Origin of the sequence: Micromonospora aurantiaca ATCC 27029, from assembly GCF_000145235.1 — a bacterium.
Taxonomy (GTDB): Bacteria; Actinomycetota; Actinomycetes; order Mycobacteriales; family Micromonosporaceae; genus Micromonospora; species Micromonospora aurantiaca.
Genome location: NC_014391.1, coordinates 3,759,678 through 3,774,177 on the forward strand (window position 1 = coordinate 3,759,678; position 14,500 = coordinate 3,774,177).

Consider the following 14,500-nt stretch of genomic DNA (forward strand, 5'->3'; position numbering starts at 1 on the left):
TCGGTTAGCCTGCGAGCCGGGCACGACTCAGCCGAGCAGTCGGAGGTAACGCGTGCGGAACAGCGGATCCACCCCGGAACCGGGCGGCGCGACCCAGGTGCGCCCCAGGCGCAAGCGGCGGCGTCTGCTGGTCGTCCTCGCGGTCTGCACGCTGCTGGCCGGCTGCGGGCTGGTCGCCGGCGGCTACTACTTCGACAGCGTGCCGACGCCCAGCGACCTGAAGCTGCCCGAGTCCACCACCGTCTACTACGCAGACGGGCGCACGCCGATGGCGAAGCTGGGCGCGCAGAACCGCACCATCGTGCCGTACGACCAGATGAACGACTCGGCGAAGCAGGCGATCGTGGCGGCCGAGGACCGTACGTTCTGGACGAACCAGGGCATCGACTTCAAGGGTGTGATGCGGGCGGCCTGGGCCAACGTGAGCGGCGGGCAGCGGCAGGGCGCGTCCACCCTCACCCAGCAGTACGCGCGCATCGCCGCGGACCTGCGCGGGGTCACCTACTCCCGCAAGCTGCGCGAGGCGGTGATCGCGTGGAAGCTCGACGACGCGTACTCCAAGGAGGAGATCCTCGGTTTCTACCTGAACACCGTGCCGTTCGGCCGGGGCGCGTACGGCATCGAGGCGGCCGCGCAGACGTACTTCGGCAAGACGGTGCGCCGGGACGCGCCCGCCGCGCGGCAGCTCACGCCGGCCGAGGCGATGGTGCTCTGCGCGATGGTGAAGCAGCCGGAGGCGGACCCGGCCGACCCGGAGGGCTCGCCCGGCTACGATCCGCGCCGCAACGCGCTGGCCCGGCAGAACTCGATCGACAGGTGGAACTACATCCGCGACGGCATGGTCAAGCTCGGCTACCTGACGCCGCAGCAGGCGGCGGATCTCGCGTACCCGGACACGGTCCGGCCGATCGACAAGGACGCGGGCCGCTCCGACCTGGACCGGCCGACCGGCCTGGTGGTCAACCATGTGCTCGCCGAGCTGCGCGAGACCGAGCCGTTCCGCGGCAAGCCGGACGAGGTGATCCGCGACGGCGGCTACCGGATCGTCACCACGATCGACAAGCGCGTGCAGGACGCGGCCGAGGCGGCGGCGGACATCCGCCGCGACACCGCGCCGCAGGCGGTACGCGGCCAGCCGCGCAACTGGCAGGCCGCGCTGGTGGCGGTGGAGCCGGGCACCGGCCGGGTGCTCGGCTACTACGGCGGCGACAAGGGCTCGGGCGCGGACTACGCCGGCTGGTACTACGACGAGAACGGCGAGACCCGCGGCTTCGGCCAGCATCCGCCGGGGTCGTCGTTCAAGGTGTACGACCTGGCCGCCGCCGTACGCGACGGGATCTCGGTGAAGCAGCGGTTCGACTCGCCGGACACCAAGGAGTTCCCCGCCTCGGGGCGGACGAAGGGCAGCGCGGCCGGGCCGATCCGCAACGCGGAGCGCGCGCCCTGCCAGCCGGACTGCGCGCTCTGGGAGGCCACTGTCGCGTCGCTGAACGTGACCTACTTCGAGCTGACCGAGAAGCTGGGCACCGCCAAGGTGATCGAGACCGCGCGGCAGGCCGGCGTGGAGTCGATGTGGGAGACGGTGCGGGGCAATCCCCGGCCGCAGCGCGTCGACCTGCGCAGCGACCCGGCCGACGAGGTGGCGAAGCGGTTCTCCACCGAGGTCGGGATCGGGCAGTACGGCATCACCGTGCAGGACCACGCGAACGGGATGGCGACGTTCGCGGCCGGCGGCAAGCGTGCCGACGCGCACTTCGTCCGGTCGGTGACCAAGGACGACGAGGAGGTGTGGACCGAGCAGCTCCGTACGACGGACCTGGGCCTGGACCGGGAGGCGATCGACCAGCTCGACTGGACGCTGCGCCGCGTGCGGGCCGCCGAGCTGGGCAACGGCTGGGACTCCGCCGGGAAGACCGGCACCTGGCAGGCCGGGCAGAGCACCACGCAGAACGTGCACACCTGGATGGTCGGCTGGACCGGCGCGCTCGCCTCGGCCGTCTGGCTGGGCACCACCGACGGCAAGCCGCTGCGGACCAGGGGCGGCAGCTACGAGGTGTACGGCTCGACCGGCGCCGCGCCGATCTGGCGGCAGTTCATGACCCGGGCCACCGCGGCCATGAAGCTCGACCCGGACAAGTACCGCTTCGGTCAGCCGAAGTTCCCCGGCGAGACCCCGGAGCCGACCCGGTCGGCGCCTCCGCCGGCGACCACCGCCGCGCCGACGCCGTCGGAGTCGCCGAGCCCGAGCCCGTCCTCGTCGAGCCCGAGCCCGGACCCGACCGGGCGGCCGACCTCGCGGCCGTCGCTGCCGCCGCTGCCCACCGTGTCGCCGACGCGGACCCGCGGCCCACGCTGACCCGGCCGGGCGGCGGTCCGGCCGCCGCCCGGCCGCGCTGACGGCGGCCTCGCGTCTATGCGCGCCATTCGCACACAGCGGCAACGTCCGCAATTTGCACCGGCATCCATCCACCGTCGGCGATGTTCGCCCTGATCAGGGCCTATTGAAGATCATGGTTGCCTGGATCGGCGCGCGCGGCGGCGCGCCCGACTGTCAGCCGTTGCCCAGGTCACCCATTGCTCCGGGCTCGGGCGGCGTGTGATTGTGCACCAGCGAGCCGCCGACCCCCGGCGAATCGCGACGGTCGATCTGTCGACCCGGAGCCACGCCGGCAGCTCCGGTGACCGGCCGTCACCCTGCCTCGCACCACCGCGCCGCCCGTCCCCACCGGGCTCCGTGCGGCGCGCCTGTAGAACAGGAGCAAACCCCCGTGAAACTCTCACCTCGCCTCGCCGCGCTCACCGGCGCGGCCGCGGCCGGCCTGCTCGCCGCAGGCACCGCCGCCGCCGTGCAGGCCGCGCCACCCGGACCCGCCGCCCCCGACCCGGCGCAGGCCCGCGCGACCGCCGCCGACTCGGCCCGCGCCCTGGTCGCGAACCGCCCCGCCTACCTGCAGGCCGGCTCCGACGACGCGTTCGTCCAGAAGCCGGTCATCTCCTCCGAGGGCACCCAGTACGTGCCGTACGAGCGCACCTACAAGGGCCTCCCGGTGGTCGGCGGCGACTTCGTGCTCGCCACGGACTCGGCCGGCAACCTGAAGTACGCCTCGGTCGCCCAGCAGCGGCCCATCGGCGCCCTCGCCACCACGCCCGCGCTGACTCCGGCCGCCGCCGCGAAGACGGCGCGCGCCCAGCTCAAGACCGTGAACGCGGTCGAGGGCACCACGCTCGTGGTCTACACGCTCGGCGCCGCACCGGCGCTGGCCTGGGAGACCACTGTTCGCGGCACCGGCGCGGACGGGCCGAGCCGGCTCACCGTCGACGTCGACGCCCGCACCGGCGCGGTCCTGCGCAAGCAGGAGCACGTCGTCCGCGGCACCGGCACCGGCGCCTGGAACGGGCCCAGCCCGCTCACGCTCAACACCACCCAGTCGGGCTCCACGTACACCATGAAGGACCCGACCGTCACCAACCTGAGCTGCCAGGACGCGGCCAACAACACCACGTTCAGCGGCTCCGACGACGTGTGGGGCAACGGCACCGCCACCAACAAGGAGACCGGCTGCGTGGACGCGTTGTTCTCCGCGCAGACCGAGCACAAGATGCTCGCCCAGTGGCTGGGCCGCAACGGCGCCAACGGCAACGGCGGCTACTGGCCGATCCGGGTGGGCCTCAACGACCAGAACGCCTACTACGACGGCAGCCAGGTGCAGATCGGCAAGAACACCGCCGGCCAGTGGATCGGCTCGCTGGACGTGGTGGCGCACGAGATCGGCCACGGCATCGACGACAACACCCCGGGCGGCATCTCCGGCGGCGGCACCCAGGAGTTCGTGGCCGATACGTTCGGCGCGGCCACCGAGTGGTTCGCCAACGAGCCGTCCAGCTACGACGCGCCCGACTTCCTGGTCGGCGAGAAGATCAACCTGGTCGGCTCCGGCCCGATCCGCAACATGTACAACCCGTCGGCGCTCGGCGACCCGAACTGCTACTCCAGCAGCATCCCGTCGACCGAGGTGCACGCCGCGGCCGGCCCGGGCAACCACTGGTTCTACCTGCTCGCCAACGGCAGCAGCCCGACCAACGGGCAGCCGTCCAGCTCGACCTGCAACGGCAGCAGCGTGACCGGCCTGGGCATCCAGAAGGCCATGAAGATCATGTACAACGGCATGCTGCTGAAGACCTCGTCCTCGTCGTACCTGAAGTACCGCACCTGGACGCTGCAGGCGGCGAAGAACCTCTACCCGGGCAGCTGCGCGGAGTTCAACACGGTCAAGGCGGCCTGGGACGCGGTGAGCGTGCCGGCCCAGTCCGGTGACCCGACCTGCGCCGGCGGCACCCCGACGCCCACCCCGAGCACCACGACCACCCCGCCGTCGGGCGGCTGCTCCGGCAACAAGCTCGCCAACCCGGGCTTCGAGTCCGGCAACGTGAGCTGGAGCGCCTCGTCCGGCGTCATCACCACCGACAGCGGCCAGGCCGCGCACGGCGGCTCGTACAAGGCGTGGCTGGACGGGTACGGCTCGTCGCACACCGACACGCTCAGCCAGTCGGTGACGATCCCGGCCGGCTGCCGGGCGACGTTGAGCTTCTGGCTGCACATCGACAGCGCGGAGTCGACCACCAGCACCGCGTACGACAAGCTCACCGTCAAGGCGGGCAGCACCACGCTGGCCACGTACTCCAACCTGAACAAGGCCACCGGCTACGTGCAGCGGTCCTTCGACATCTCGTCGCTCGCAGGCACCACGGCGACCATCTCGTTCAGCGGCGTGGAGGACAGCTCGTTGCAGACGTCCTTCGTCGTCGACGACACCGCGGTCACCCTGAGCTGACCGTGGCGTGCGCGGCCGGTCGTCGTCCTCCCGGCGGCCGGCCGCCTCGCCGTGTCCGGCCCGGCGTCCCGCCGTGTCAGGCCCGGCGTCCCGCCGTGTCGGGCCGGCCGCTTCGCCGTGTCAGGCCCGGCGCGCGCCCTGGGACGCGGTGCCGCGGTCGCGGTGGATCCGCGCGGCCGCCTCGTGCATCGCGCGGCCGAACAGCTCGGCCTGGTCGCCCATGCTGCCGAGCCGGGCGGCGAGCGCGTCGGCGTCGGCCCGCGCCGACGCGCTGACCCGGGCGTCCAGCTCGGACAGCGCGGCGTTGGCGGCGGTGACGAAGTGTCCGCAGAGGACGTCGAAGGGCTCGCCGGCCAGTTCCGGGTCGATCGTCACGGAATCCAGCCGGCCACCCTGGACGGCGACCGCGCGGACCCGGCCGCCGGCGGCCGTGCCCTCGGCGCGCAGCAGGTCGCCGGGCTCGCCGTCGGCGTGCGCCGAGGCCCGGGAGCGCATCGCGGTGAGCGCCTGCTGCGTGCGGGTCAGCAGCTCGTCGATGCTCGCGGCCGCCGAGAACGGGTCGTTGGTCATATCCGCGCTTTCTTCACGTCTTAGCCGAGCATCGTGACCCTAGCAACCGGCTCCGACGAATCGCGGTCACCACCGTTGCGGACCGTCTCCCGGACGCCGGGAGCAGGCCGGACACCGTCGACGCGGCGTGTCGCGGACGGGGCGAACGCCCGGCCGGGTCGCCCCGGCCGGGCGTTCTCGGACCGCTGTCAGCGCAGCCGCAGCCGCTGACCGGGGAAGATCAGGCCGGGGTCGTCGCCGACCACTGCGCGGTTGCGCTCGTGCAGGGCGCGCCAGCCGCCGTCGACGCGCTGCGTCACGGCGATCTCCGACAGCGTGTCCCCACGCCGGACCAGGTACGTCCCGGCGCCGGACGACGGCTGCGGCGCCACCGTCGTCGTGGCGCGCTCCGGCGCGGCCTTGCGGGTGGCCGCCCGCTCCGGCGCGGCCTCGCGCGTGGCGGCCCGCTTCGGGGCCGCCTTTGTGGTGGCCCGCTCGGACCGGGTCGCCGCGCTCGCCGAGCCGCCCTTCTTGCCGCAGACCGGCCACGCGCCGATGCCCTGGCCGCGCCGCACCTTCTCCGCGACGGCGATCTGCTCGGACCGGCTGGCCAGGTCGGCGCGGGCGGCGTACTTCTTGCCGCCGTAGCCGTTCCAGGTGGCGCGGGAGAACTGGAGCCCGCCGTAGTAGCCGTTACCGGTGTTGATCTTCCAGTTGCCGCCCGACTCGCAGCGCGCGACCGCGTCCCAGTTGACGCCTGCGCTGGCCGGAGCGGCCGGGCCGAACAGGGTCGCGGCGCCGACGGCGGCGCCGGCCAGGACCGCTCCGAGGGCGGTACGGCGGCTTCGGGCTGAGTATTCAGTTGCCATGTGGATTCCTCCACGCCGACGAGGTGAGCTGTCGGGTTCGGGCCGAGGAGCCCGGCCGCCGGTGGCGGCTTCACCCCGAGGTGACGATGCACCGTGGAACGTGTGGTTCCCCCGCTCCCGCGCGAGGTCCGGTTACCGGGGACGGCGGCGGGATTTGGCGTTTCCGGCCCGCGGTGTCCGCGTCTGCGAACGAAACCGACGCTAGGAGCGATTTGCGACGATCGTCCACTTCTTGTGACGCTCTTCACCCGGCCGGGCTACCGGCGGCGGCGCTACGGTGGCAGGGCCAGGCAAGATCACGGGAGGGCTTGACGGATGACCGATCACGGACACGAGCTGACCTTCGGCGGCTTCATCACCCCCGCCGCCGGGCAGCCCGACCAGGTCGTGGCGCTGGCCCGGCTGTGCGAGCAGGTCGGACTGGACCTGGTCACGTTCCAGGACCATCCCTACCAGCCGGGCTTCCTGGACACCTGGACGCTGATGTCCTACGTGGCCGCGGCGACCGAACGCATCCGCCTGGCCGGAAACGTCCTCAACCTGCCGTTGCGCCAGCCGGTGGTGCTGGCCCGCAGCGTCGCCAGCCTGGACCTGCTCACCGGCGGCCGGGTCGAGCTGGGACTCGGCGCGGGCGCGTTCTGGGACGCGATCGAGGCGGCGGGCGGGCGGCGACTGTCCCCCGGCGCCGCCGTCGACGCCCTCGACGAGGCGATCCGGGTGATCCGCGAGGTCTGGGACACCGGCAGCCGCGGCATGATCCGTGTCGACGGCGAGCACTACCGGGTGGTCGGCGCCAAGCGCGGCCCGGCGCCCGCGCATTCGGTCGGCATCTGGGTCGGCGCGTACAAGCCGCGCATGCTGCGCCTGGTGGGCCGCGCCGCGGACGGCTGGCTGCCGTCCCTGTCGTACCTGCCCAAGGGCCCCGACGAGCTGCCCGCCCTGAACGCGCTCGTGGACGAGGGCGCCCGGGCCGCCGGGCGCGACCCGGCCGCGATCCGCCGCATGCTCAACGTGACCGGCACGTTCGCCCGCTCGTCCGCCGGCTTTCTGGCCGGGCCGCCGGAGCAGTGGGTGGAGGAACTGGCCGGGCTCACCCTGGAGCACGGCATCACCACGTTCATCCTCGGCAGCGACGAGCCGCGCGCGATCCAGATCTTCGGCCAGGAGGTGGCCCCCGCGGTCCGGGAGCTGGTCGCCGCCGAGCGCGCCACGCCCGCCGGCGGCGCCCGGGAGGCCGCCGACGAGCCGACCAACGCCGGCGGCCCGAGCACGCTCGGCGTCACCCCCACCCCCGACCCGGGGGTACGCCTGAGCGCGCGCCGCCCGTGGGACGAGTCCACCCGCCCGAGCGCTCCGCCGCCGCCGGCCGGACACGTCTACCCGGCCCGGGGACAGGCCGCCGGGCAGCACCTGGTGGACGTGCACGACCATCTGCGCCAGGAGCTGGCCCAGGTGCGCGACCTGCTGGAACAGGTCAAGCAGGGCTCGGTCTCGCCGGGCCGGGCGCGGGCGGCGCTCAACGAGATGACCATGCGGCAGAACAACTGGACGCTCGGGGCGTACTGCGCGGCCTACTGCACGATGGTCACCCAGCACCACGGGCTGGAGGACGCCTCGGTCTTCCCGCACCTGCGCCGCTCAGAGGCCGGGCTGGCCGCGGTGCTGGACCGCCTCGAGGAGGAGCACGTGGTGATCCACGGGGTGGTGGAGAGCGTCGACCGGGCGCTCGTGGAGCTGGTCCGGCGGCCCGGCGACTTCACGCAGCTCCAGGAGGCGGTGGACCTGCTCACCGACACGCTGCTGTCGCACCTGTCGTACGAGGAGCACCAGATCGTCGAGCCGCTGGCCCGGCACGGGTTCTTCCCCGGCCAGCTGTGAGGTAGCTGACTTCTGATCTCTTAAGTCAGGGGGTACCGTCGACGCCATGACGGACCTCCTTGCGCAGCGTGACTCCTGGTCCACCGCCAACTGCTCGATCGCCCGGGCGCTGGAGGTGGTCGGCAACCGCACCACGCTGCTCCTGCTGCGGGAGGCGTCGTTCGGCACCCGCCGCTTCGACGACTTCGCCCGGCGGGTCGGCGTCAGCGAGCCGGTGGCCGCCGCACGCCTCAAGCAGCTCGTCGCCGACGGGCTGCTCGACCGACGTCCCTACCGGGAGCCCGGGCAGCGCACCCGCGACGAGTACGTGCTCACTGCGAAGGGAAGCGACCTGATCCCGGTGCTCGTCGCGCTGCGGCAGTGGGGCGACACGTACGCCGCCGACGAGGCGGGCCCGGCGGTGCGGGTGGCCCACGAGGAGTGCGGCGCCGCGGTGCACGCCCGGCTGCGCTGCGGCGCGGGGCACGACGTACCCCCCGGCGAGCTGGCCGTCCTGCCCGGTCCGGGCCTGCTGTCCGCCTGACCCCTCCCTTCCCCACACCTCGGAGCGAGACATGAAGATCGCTGGAAGCACCGCCCTGGTCACCGGCGCCAACCGCGGCTTCGGCCGGCACCTGGCCGCCGAACTCGTCGCACGCGGCGCCACCGTCTGGGCCGGCGCCCGCAACCCGGACACCGTGGACCTGCCCGGAGTCATCCCGGTACGCCTCGACATCACCGACCCCGAGTCGGTGGCCGCCGCCGCGCAGCGGGCCGGGGACGTGACGCTGCTGGTCAACAGCGCCGGCGTGAGCACCGGCACCGACCTGCTCGACGGCGACCTCGCGCAGATCCGGCTGGAGATGGAGACGCACTACCTCGGCACGCTGTCGGTGGTACGGGCGTTCGCGCCGCAGATCGTGGCCAACGGCGGCGGCAGGATCCTGAACGTGCTGTCGGCGCTGTCCTGGTTCACGTTCCCCGGCGTCGGCGCGTACGGCGCGGCGAAGGCCGCCGAGTGGTCGATGACGAACGCCCTGCGCCAGGAGCTGGCCGGCCGGGGCGTCCGCGTCGCGGGCCTGCACGTGGGCTACATGGACACCGAGATGGCCGCCGCCGTACCCGGCCCGAAGGCCCACCCGGCCGACGTCGCCCGGCTCGCCGCCGACGGCATCGAGTCCGACAGCTACGAGATCCTCGCCGACGACGTGGCGCGCCGGGTCCAGGCCGGACTGTCCGGCGGTGTGGCCGCGCTCTACCCCGCGCTCCCCTGAGCCGACCCGCCTCCAAGGTGGCGGCGCCACCTCGGCGAGCCGTTGCCGACCAACCGGCTGCCACGACAACCGCCTGAGGTCCCTCCATCTGGGACCAGCCTCCCCCACCCTGGGACACCCAAGCGCTCGTCCCCAGTCTGGGAGACCCACCGTGATCAGCACCAGTTCGGCGAAATGGCGGGGTCAGAGCCCGTCCGATACCACCACTTCGGCGAGCTGGAGTGGATCACGCAACTGCCCGACCATCGACTTCCGAGCGGGGTCGACACCGGCTCGGCGAGGTGGCGGTATCGGTGGCATGCCGATACCGCCACTTCGGCGGCATGGAGTCGATCACGCCGGCCCGCCGGGGCGGGTCGGGCGAACCGGGTCGGGGTGGGGCTACAGGCCGCGGGCGAGACGGTCGGCGAGGATCCGGGTGAACCGGGCCGGGTCGGCCAGCTCGCCGCCCTCGGCCAGCAGCGCCATGCCGTACAGCAGCTCGGCGGTCTCGGTCAGCGCGGCCGTGTCGCCGCCCTCCCCGTGCGCCTTGCGCAGCCCGGTGACCAGCGGGTGGGCCGGGTTCAGCTCCAGGATCCGCTTGACCCGGGGCACCTCCTGGCCCATCGCCCGGTACATCTTCTCCAGCGTCGGCGTCATGTCGTGCGCGTCGCCCACCACGCAGGCCGGTGAGGTGGTCAGCCGGGTGGACAGGCGCACCTCCTTCACGCTGTCGGCGAGCGCGCCGCCGAGGAACGTGAGCAGGTCGGCGTACTCCTGGCGCTCCGCCTCGACCTTCTCCTTCTCCTCCTCGGTCTCCAGGTCCACCTGCCCCTTGGCGACCGAGCGCAGCGTCTTCCCGTCGTACGCGCCGACGCGCTCGACCCACACCTCGTCCACCGGGTCGGTGAGGATCAGCACCTCGTAGCCCTTGGCGCGGAACGCCTCCAGGTGCGGCGAGTTCTCGATGGTGGCCCGGTTCTCGCCGGTGGCGTAGTAGATCTCGGTCTGGCCGTCCTTCATCCGCTCCACGTAGTCGCGCAGCGTGGTCGGCTCGGCCGGGTCGTGGGTGCTGGCGGTGCGAACCAGTTCCAGCAGCGTCTCGGTGTTGTCCGGGTCCTCCAGCAGACCCTCCTTGACCACCGCGCCGAACTCGGTCCAGAACGTGCGGTACGACTCGGCGGACATGTCCTTGAGCGTGGCGAGCACCTTCTTGACCAGCCGGCGGCGCACCGCGCGGATCTGCCGGTCCTGCTGGAGGATCTCCCGGGAGATGTTCAGCGACAGGTCGTGCGCGTCCACGACGCCCTTGACGAAGCGCAGGTAGTTGGGCATCAGCGCGTCGCAGTCGTCCATGATGAACACGCGCTTGACGTAGAGCTGCACACCCCGGCGGCCCTGCGGGGAGAACAGGTCGAGCGGGGCGTGCGACGGCAGGAACAGCAGCGCCTCGTACTCGAAGGTGCCCTCGCCGCGCATGTGGATCGTCTCGAGCGGGTCGGCCCAGTCGTGCGCGACGTGCCGGTAGAACTCCTTGTACTCGGCCTCGTCGACCTCGTCCCGCGAGCGCGCCCAGAGCGCCTTCATCGAGTTGAGCGTCTGCTCCTCGCGGGTGGTGGCGCCGTCCTCGCCGGGCTTGTCGACAGTCATCCGGATCGGCCACGAGATGAAGTCGGAGTAGCGCTTGACGATCTCGCGGATCGTCCACTCGGCGGTGTAGTCGTGCAGGTTGTCGTCGGTGTCGACCGGCTTGAGGTGCAGCGTGACCGAGGTGCCCTGGGGCGCGTCCTCGACCTCCTCGATCGAGTAGGTGCCCTCGCCCGCGGACTCCCAGCGGGTGCCGCCGGACTGCCCGGCGCGGCGGGTCAGCAGCGTCACCCTGTCGGCGACCATGAAGGTCGCGTAGAAGCCGACGCCGAACTGGCCGATCAGCTCCTGGGACGCGGCGGCGTCGGCGGACTCGCGCAGCTTGCGCAGCAGCTCGGCGGTGCCGGACTTCGCGATCGTGCCGATCAGGCCGACCACCTCGTCGCGGTTCATGCCGATGCCGTTGTCCCGCACGGTGAGCGTACGGGCGTCCTTGTCGACCTCGATCTCGATGTGCAGGTCGGAGGTGTCCGCCGACAGTTCCTTGTCGACGAGCGACTCCAGCCGCAGCTTGTCCAGCGCGTCGGACGCGTTCGAGATCAGTTCGCGCAGGAAGACGTCCTTGTTCGAGTAGATCGAGTGCACCATCAGCTGCAACAGCTGACGAGCCTCGGCCTGGAACTCCAACGTCTCGACGCGGTTGCTCACACCGACTCCCTCTCCTCTGGCGGGCCTACGGCGGAAAGGATACGAGGGGTGACGGCTGCGGCACGCACCGGCCGCCCCCGAAATCCACTGGTACAACCAGTTGACGGGTTGATGTGTTCGGGGCCACACTTCTGCGCATGACCTTCGATCCCGCGCCTCGTGTCTCGGTCTCCGACCACGTCTTCGGGCGGCTGCGCGACGCGATCGTGTCCGGCCGGTACGCACCGGACGAGACGCTGCCCGGCGAGCGGGAGCTGGCCGGCGCGTTCGAGGTCAACCGGCACGCGGTCCGGGAGGCGCTGCGCCGCCTGCAACAGCTCGGCCTGGTCCGGGTCAGCCAGGGCGGCGCGACCCGGGTACTGGACTGGCGGGTCCACGCCGGGCTGGACCTGGCGCTGTCCCTGGCCCGCTCCACTGACGTACTCCCGGTCGAGACGCTGGTGCGCGACATGCTGGAGATGCGGGCCTGCGTCGGGATCGACGCGGCCCGGCTCTGCGCCGAGCGCGCGGACGCGGCGGTCGTCGCCGCCCTGGTCCGGGCCGCCGAGGAGTACGGCGACCTGGCCCCCGACCTGGACCTGATGAACGAGGCGAACATCGCCATCTGGCGGCTGGTCGTGCGCGGCAGCGGTAACACCGCCTACCAGCTCGCGTTCAACAGCCTGGTGGCCGGCACGTTCGCGGTCGGCGACGTCCCCCCGGACGCCCGCGCGGCCGAACTGCTGGACGTGGCCGGGCACCGCCGTCTCGCCGCGTCGGTCGCCTCCGGTCAGGGCGCGGCGGCGGCCCGGCACGCCCGGGCGCTGCTGACCGCGCCGGTCACCACCCCCACCACCCCCACACCCGGAAGGAAAGCGCGCGCATGATCCCCGCCGTGCTGTACGCCGTCCCGGCGTTCCTGCTCCTGATCGTCATCGAAGCGGTCTCCTACCGCTTCCTGCCCGACGACGACGAACGCGGCTACGAGCTGCGCGACACCACCACCAGCCTGTCGATGGGGCTGGGCAGCCAGATCATCGGCTTCCCGTGGAAGCTGCTCACAGTCGGCCTGTTCGCGGCGCTGTGGACCGTGGCGCCGGTGCACCTGTCGCCCGGCGACTGGTGGACCTGGGTGATCCTGTTCTTCGCCGACGACCTGGCCTACTACTGGTTCCACCGCTCGCACCACGAGGTACGCGTGCTCTGGGCCAGCCACGTCGTGCACCACTCCAGCGTCTACTACAACTTCTCCACCGCGTTGCGGCAGAGCTGGACGCCGATGACCTCGCTGCCGTTCTGGCTGCCGCTGGCGCTGCTCGGCATCCCGCCGTGGATGATCTTCCTCCAGCAGTCGGTCAGCCTGCTGTACCAGTTCTTCCTGCACACCGAGCGGATCAACGTGCTGCCCCGGCCGATCGAGTGGATCTTCAACACGCCGTCGCACCACCGGGTGCACCACGGCTCGAACATCGAGTACCTGGACCGCAACTACGGCGGCATCCTGATCGTCTGGGACCGGCTGTTCGGCAGCTTCGAGCCGGAGCGGGCCACCGCGCGCTACGGGCTCACCAAGAACATCGGCACCTACAACCCGCTGCGGGTGGCCACCCACGAGTTCGCCGCGATCTGGTCCGACGTACGCCGGGCCGACTCCTGGCGACACCGCCTCGGTTACCTGTTCGGCCGTCCCGGCTGGCAGCCGGCCCGATGAGGCGCTCCTGGCTGCTGCCCCTGTTCGGGCTGGTCGCGGCCGTCGAACTGGTCGGGGTCGCGCTCGACTCGACCGCGCTCCAGTGGCTGGCCAAGCCGCTGCTCGCGCCGGTGCTGCTGGCGTACCTCTGGGCACACCGCCACCGCGTCGACGCGGTGGCGGTCGGCCTGGTCGCCGCCACCGCGGGCGACGTCGCCCTGCTCCTGCCGGGAGACACCGCGTTCCTGGCCGGCATGGGCTTCTTCCTGGTCACCCAGATCGCGTTCATCAGCGCCTTCGTCCGGTACCGGCGTGCCCGGGGCGTGGCGTGGGCCGGTTACCTGCTCGCCTGGGCCGGCGCGAAGGCACTGCTCTGGGGCATGCTCGGGCCGCTGCGGCTGCCGGTGCTCGGCTACAGCCTGGCGCTGTGCCTGATGGCCGCCGCCGCGACCGGGGTGTCCGCGCGGGTCGCCGCGGGCGGGGCGCTCTTCCTCGTCTCCGACCTGCTCATCGGCGTGGGCGCGGCCGGTGTGGACCTGCCCGGGCGGGGCCTGCTGGTGATGACCACCTACTGCGCCGCGCTGCTGCTCATCACCACCGGCTGGGTGGCCGCGGCGCGCCGGGCGACCGGCCCGCAGCCGCCCCCGGCGGGTACTCTGCTCGCGTGGCCAGGGAGAACGGGCGCAAGCTGATCGCCTCGAACAAGAAGGCGCGGCACGACTACGACATCCTCAAGACGTACGAGGCGGGCATCGTGCTGGCCGGCACCGAGGTCAAGTCGCTGCGCGAGGGGCGGGTGTCGCTGGTCGACGCGTTCGCCCAGGAGCGCGACGGCGAGATCATGCTGTACGGCCTGCACATCGCCGAGTACGGCTTCGGCACCTGGACCAACCACGCGCCCCGGCGCACCCGCAAGCTGCTGCTGCACCGGGTGGAGATCGCCCGGATCCTGGAGAAGCTGCGCGACGGCGGCATCACGCTGGTGCCGCTGTCGATGTACTTCGCCGACGGCTGGGCCAAGGTGGAGCTGGGCCTGGCCCGGGGCCGCCGGTCGTACGACAAGCGCCAGGCGCTGGCCGAGCGGGACGCCAAACGCGAGATCGCCCGGGAGATGGGCCGCCGGCTCAAGGGCCGGACGGCGGCGCGGCGGGGCTGAGCGGGCCGTTTTCTGTCCCA

12 protein-coding genes and 1 riboswitch are annotated in these 14,500 nt (G+C 72.4%); of the genes, 9 read left to right on the forward strand and 3 right to left on the reverse strand.

Annotated features, from left to right (window positions below):
• The first annotated feature begins 52 nt into the window (after positions 1-52).
• Together MICAU_RS16675 and MICAU_RS16680 are read left to right on the forward strand one after the other, a co-directional pair.
• Entirely contained in the window at positions 53-2,356 is a 2,304-nt protein-coding gene (locus MICAU_RS16675; RefSeq protein ID WP_013286502.1) for a transglycosylase domain-containing protein, read from the forward strand.
• Between the two features lie 412 nt (positions 2,357-2,768).
• Positions 2,769-4,832 carry a M4 family metallopeptidase gene (locus MICAU_RS16680; protein WP_013286503.1) on the forward strand — a complete coding sequence of 688 codons (2,064 nt, stop codon included), beginning with the start codon at positions 2,769-2,771 and terminating at the stop codon, positions 4,830-4,832.
• A 120-nt stretch (positions 4,833-4,952) separates the two neighbouring features.
• On the opposite strand, the gene MICAU_RS16685 is transcribed toward MICAU_RS16680, so the two are convergent.
• Positions 4,953-5,402 carry a YbaB/EbfC family nucleoid-associated protein gene (locus MICAU_RS16685; RefSeq protein ID WP_013286504.1) on the reverse strand — a complete coding sequence of 150 codons (450 nt, stop codon included), beginning with the start codon at positions 5,400-5,402 and terminating at the stop codon, positions 4,953-4,955.
• 188 nt (positions 5,403-5,590) lie between these two features.
• On the reverse strand, positions 5,591-6,250 hold the full coding sequence (locus MICAU_RS16690) for a LysM peptidoglycan-binding domain-containing protein (RefSeq protein ID WP_013286505.1): 660 nt from the start codon (positions 6,248-6,250) through the stop codon (positions 5,591-5,593).
• Positions 6,249-6,407, reverse strand: a riboswitch (cyclic di-AMP (ydaO/yuaA leader). Its footprint overlaps the gene before it by 2 nt.
• Positions 6,408-6,565: 158 nt before the next feature.
• Between MICAU_RS16690 and MICAU_RS16695 the strand changes: the two genes are divergently transcribed.
• From MICAU_RS16695 to MICAU_RS16705, 3 genes are read left to right on the forward strand one after another with little or no spacing between them, the layout of a single operon-like run.
• On the forward strand, positions 6,566-8,128 hold the full coding sequence (locus MICAU_RS16695) for an LLM class flavin-dependent oxidoreductase (RefSeq protein WP_013286506.1): 1,563 nt from the start codon (positions 6,566-6,568) through the stop codon (positions 8,126-8,128).
• Positions 8,129-8,174: 46 nt separating this feature from the next.
• Entirely contained in the window at positions 8,175-8,651 is a 477-nt protein-coding gene (locus MICAU_RS16700) for a winged helix-turn-helix transcriptional regulator (RefSeq protein ID WP_013286507.1), read from the forward strand.
• Positions 8,652-8,682: 31 nt separating this feature from the next.
• On the forward strand, positions 8,683-9,381 hold the full coding sequence (locus MICAU_RS16705; protein ID WP_013286508.1) for an SDR family oxidoreductase: 699 nt from the start codon (positions 8,683-8,685) through the stop codon (positions 9,379-9,381).
• 381 nt (positions 9,382-9,762) lie between these two features.
• Here MICAU_RS16705 and htpG read toward each other — a convergent pair whose 3' ends face one another.
• Positions 9,763-11,655, reverse strand: a complete 1,893-nt coding sequence (htpG, locus tag MICAU_RS16710; protein ID WP_013286509.1) for a molecular chaperone HtpG — start codon at positions 11,653-11,655, stop codon at positions 9,763-9,765.
• Positions 11,656-11,792: 137 nt separating this feature from the next.
• Here htpG and MICAU_RS16715 point away from each other — a divergent pair, with 137 nt between their 5' ends.
• From MICAU_RS16715 to smpB, 4 genes are read left to right on the forward strand one after another with little or no spacing between them, the layout of a single operon-like run.
• Complete coding sequence (locus MICAU_RS16715) at positions 11,793-12,521, forward strand: FadR/GntR family transcriptional regulator (RefSeq protein WP_013286510.1); 729 nt, start codon at positions 11,793-11,795, stop codon at positions 12,519-12,521.
• Positions 12,518-13,345 (forward strand): sterol desaturase family protein, encoded by an 828-nt coding sequence (locus MICAU_RS16720; RefSeq protein WP_013286511.1) that lies wholly within the window; start codon positions 12,518-12,520, stop codon positions 13,343-13,345. The genes MICAU_RS16715 and MICAU_RS16720 overlap by 4 nt, the downstream gene beginning before the upstream one ends.
• On the forward strand, positions 13,342-14,016 hold the full coding sequence (locus MICAU_RS16725) for a lysoplasmalogenase (RefSeq protein WP_013286512.1): 675 nt from the start codon (positions 13,342-13,344) through the stop codon (positions 14,014-14,016). The genes MICAU_RS16720 and MICAU_RS16725 overlap by 4 nt, the downstream gene beginning before the upstream one ends.
• Positions 13,989-14,480 carry an SsrA-binding protein SmpB gene (gene smpB, locus MICAU_RS16730; RefSeq protein WP_013286513.1) on the forward strand — a complete coding sequence of 164 codons (492 nt, stop codon included), beginning with the start codon at positions 13,989-13,991 and terminating at the stop codon, positions 14,478-14,480. The genes MICAU_RS16725 and smpB overlap by 28 nt, the downstream gene beginning before the upstream one ends.
• Positions 14,481-14,500 lie beyond the last annotated feature (20 nt).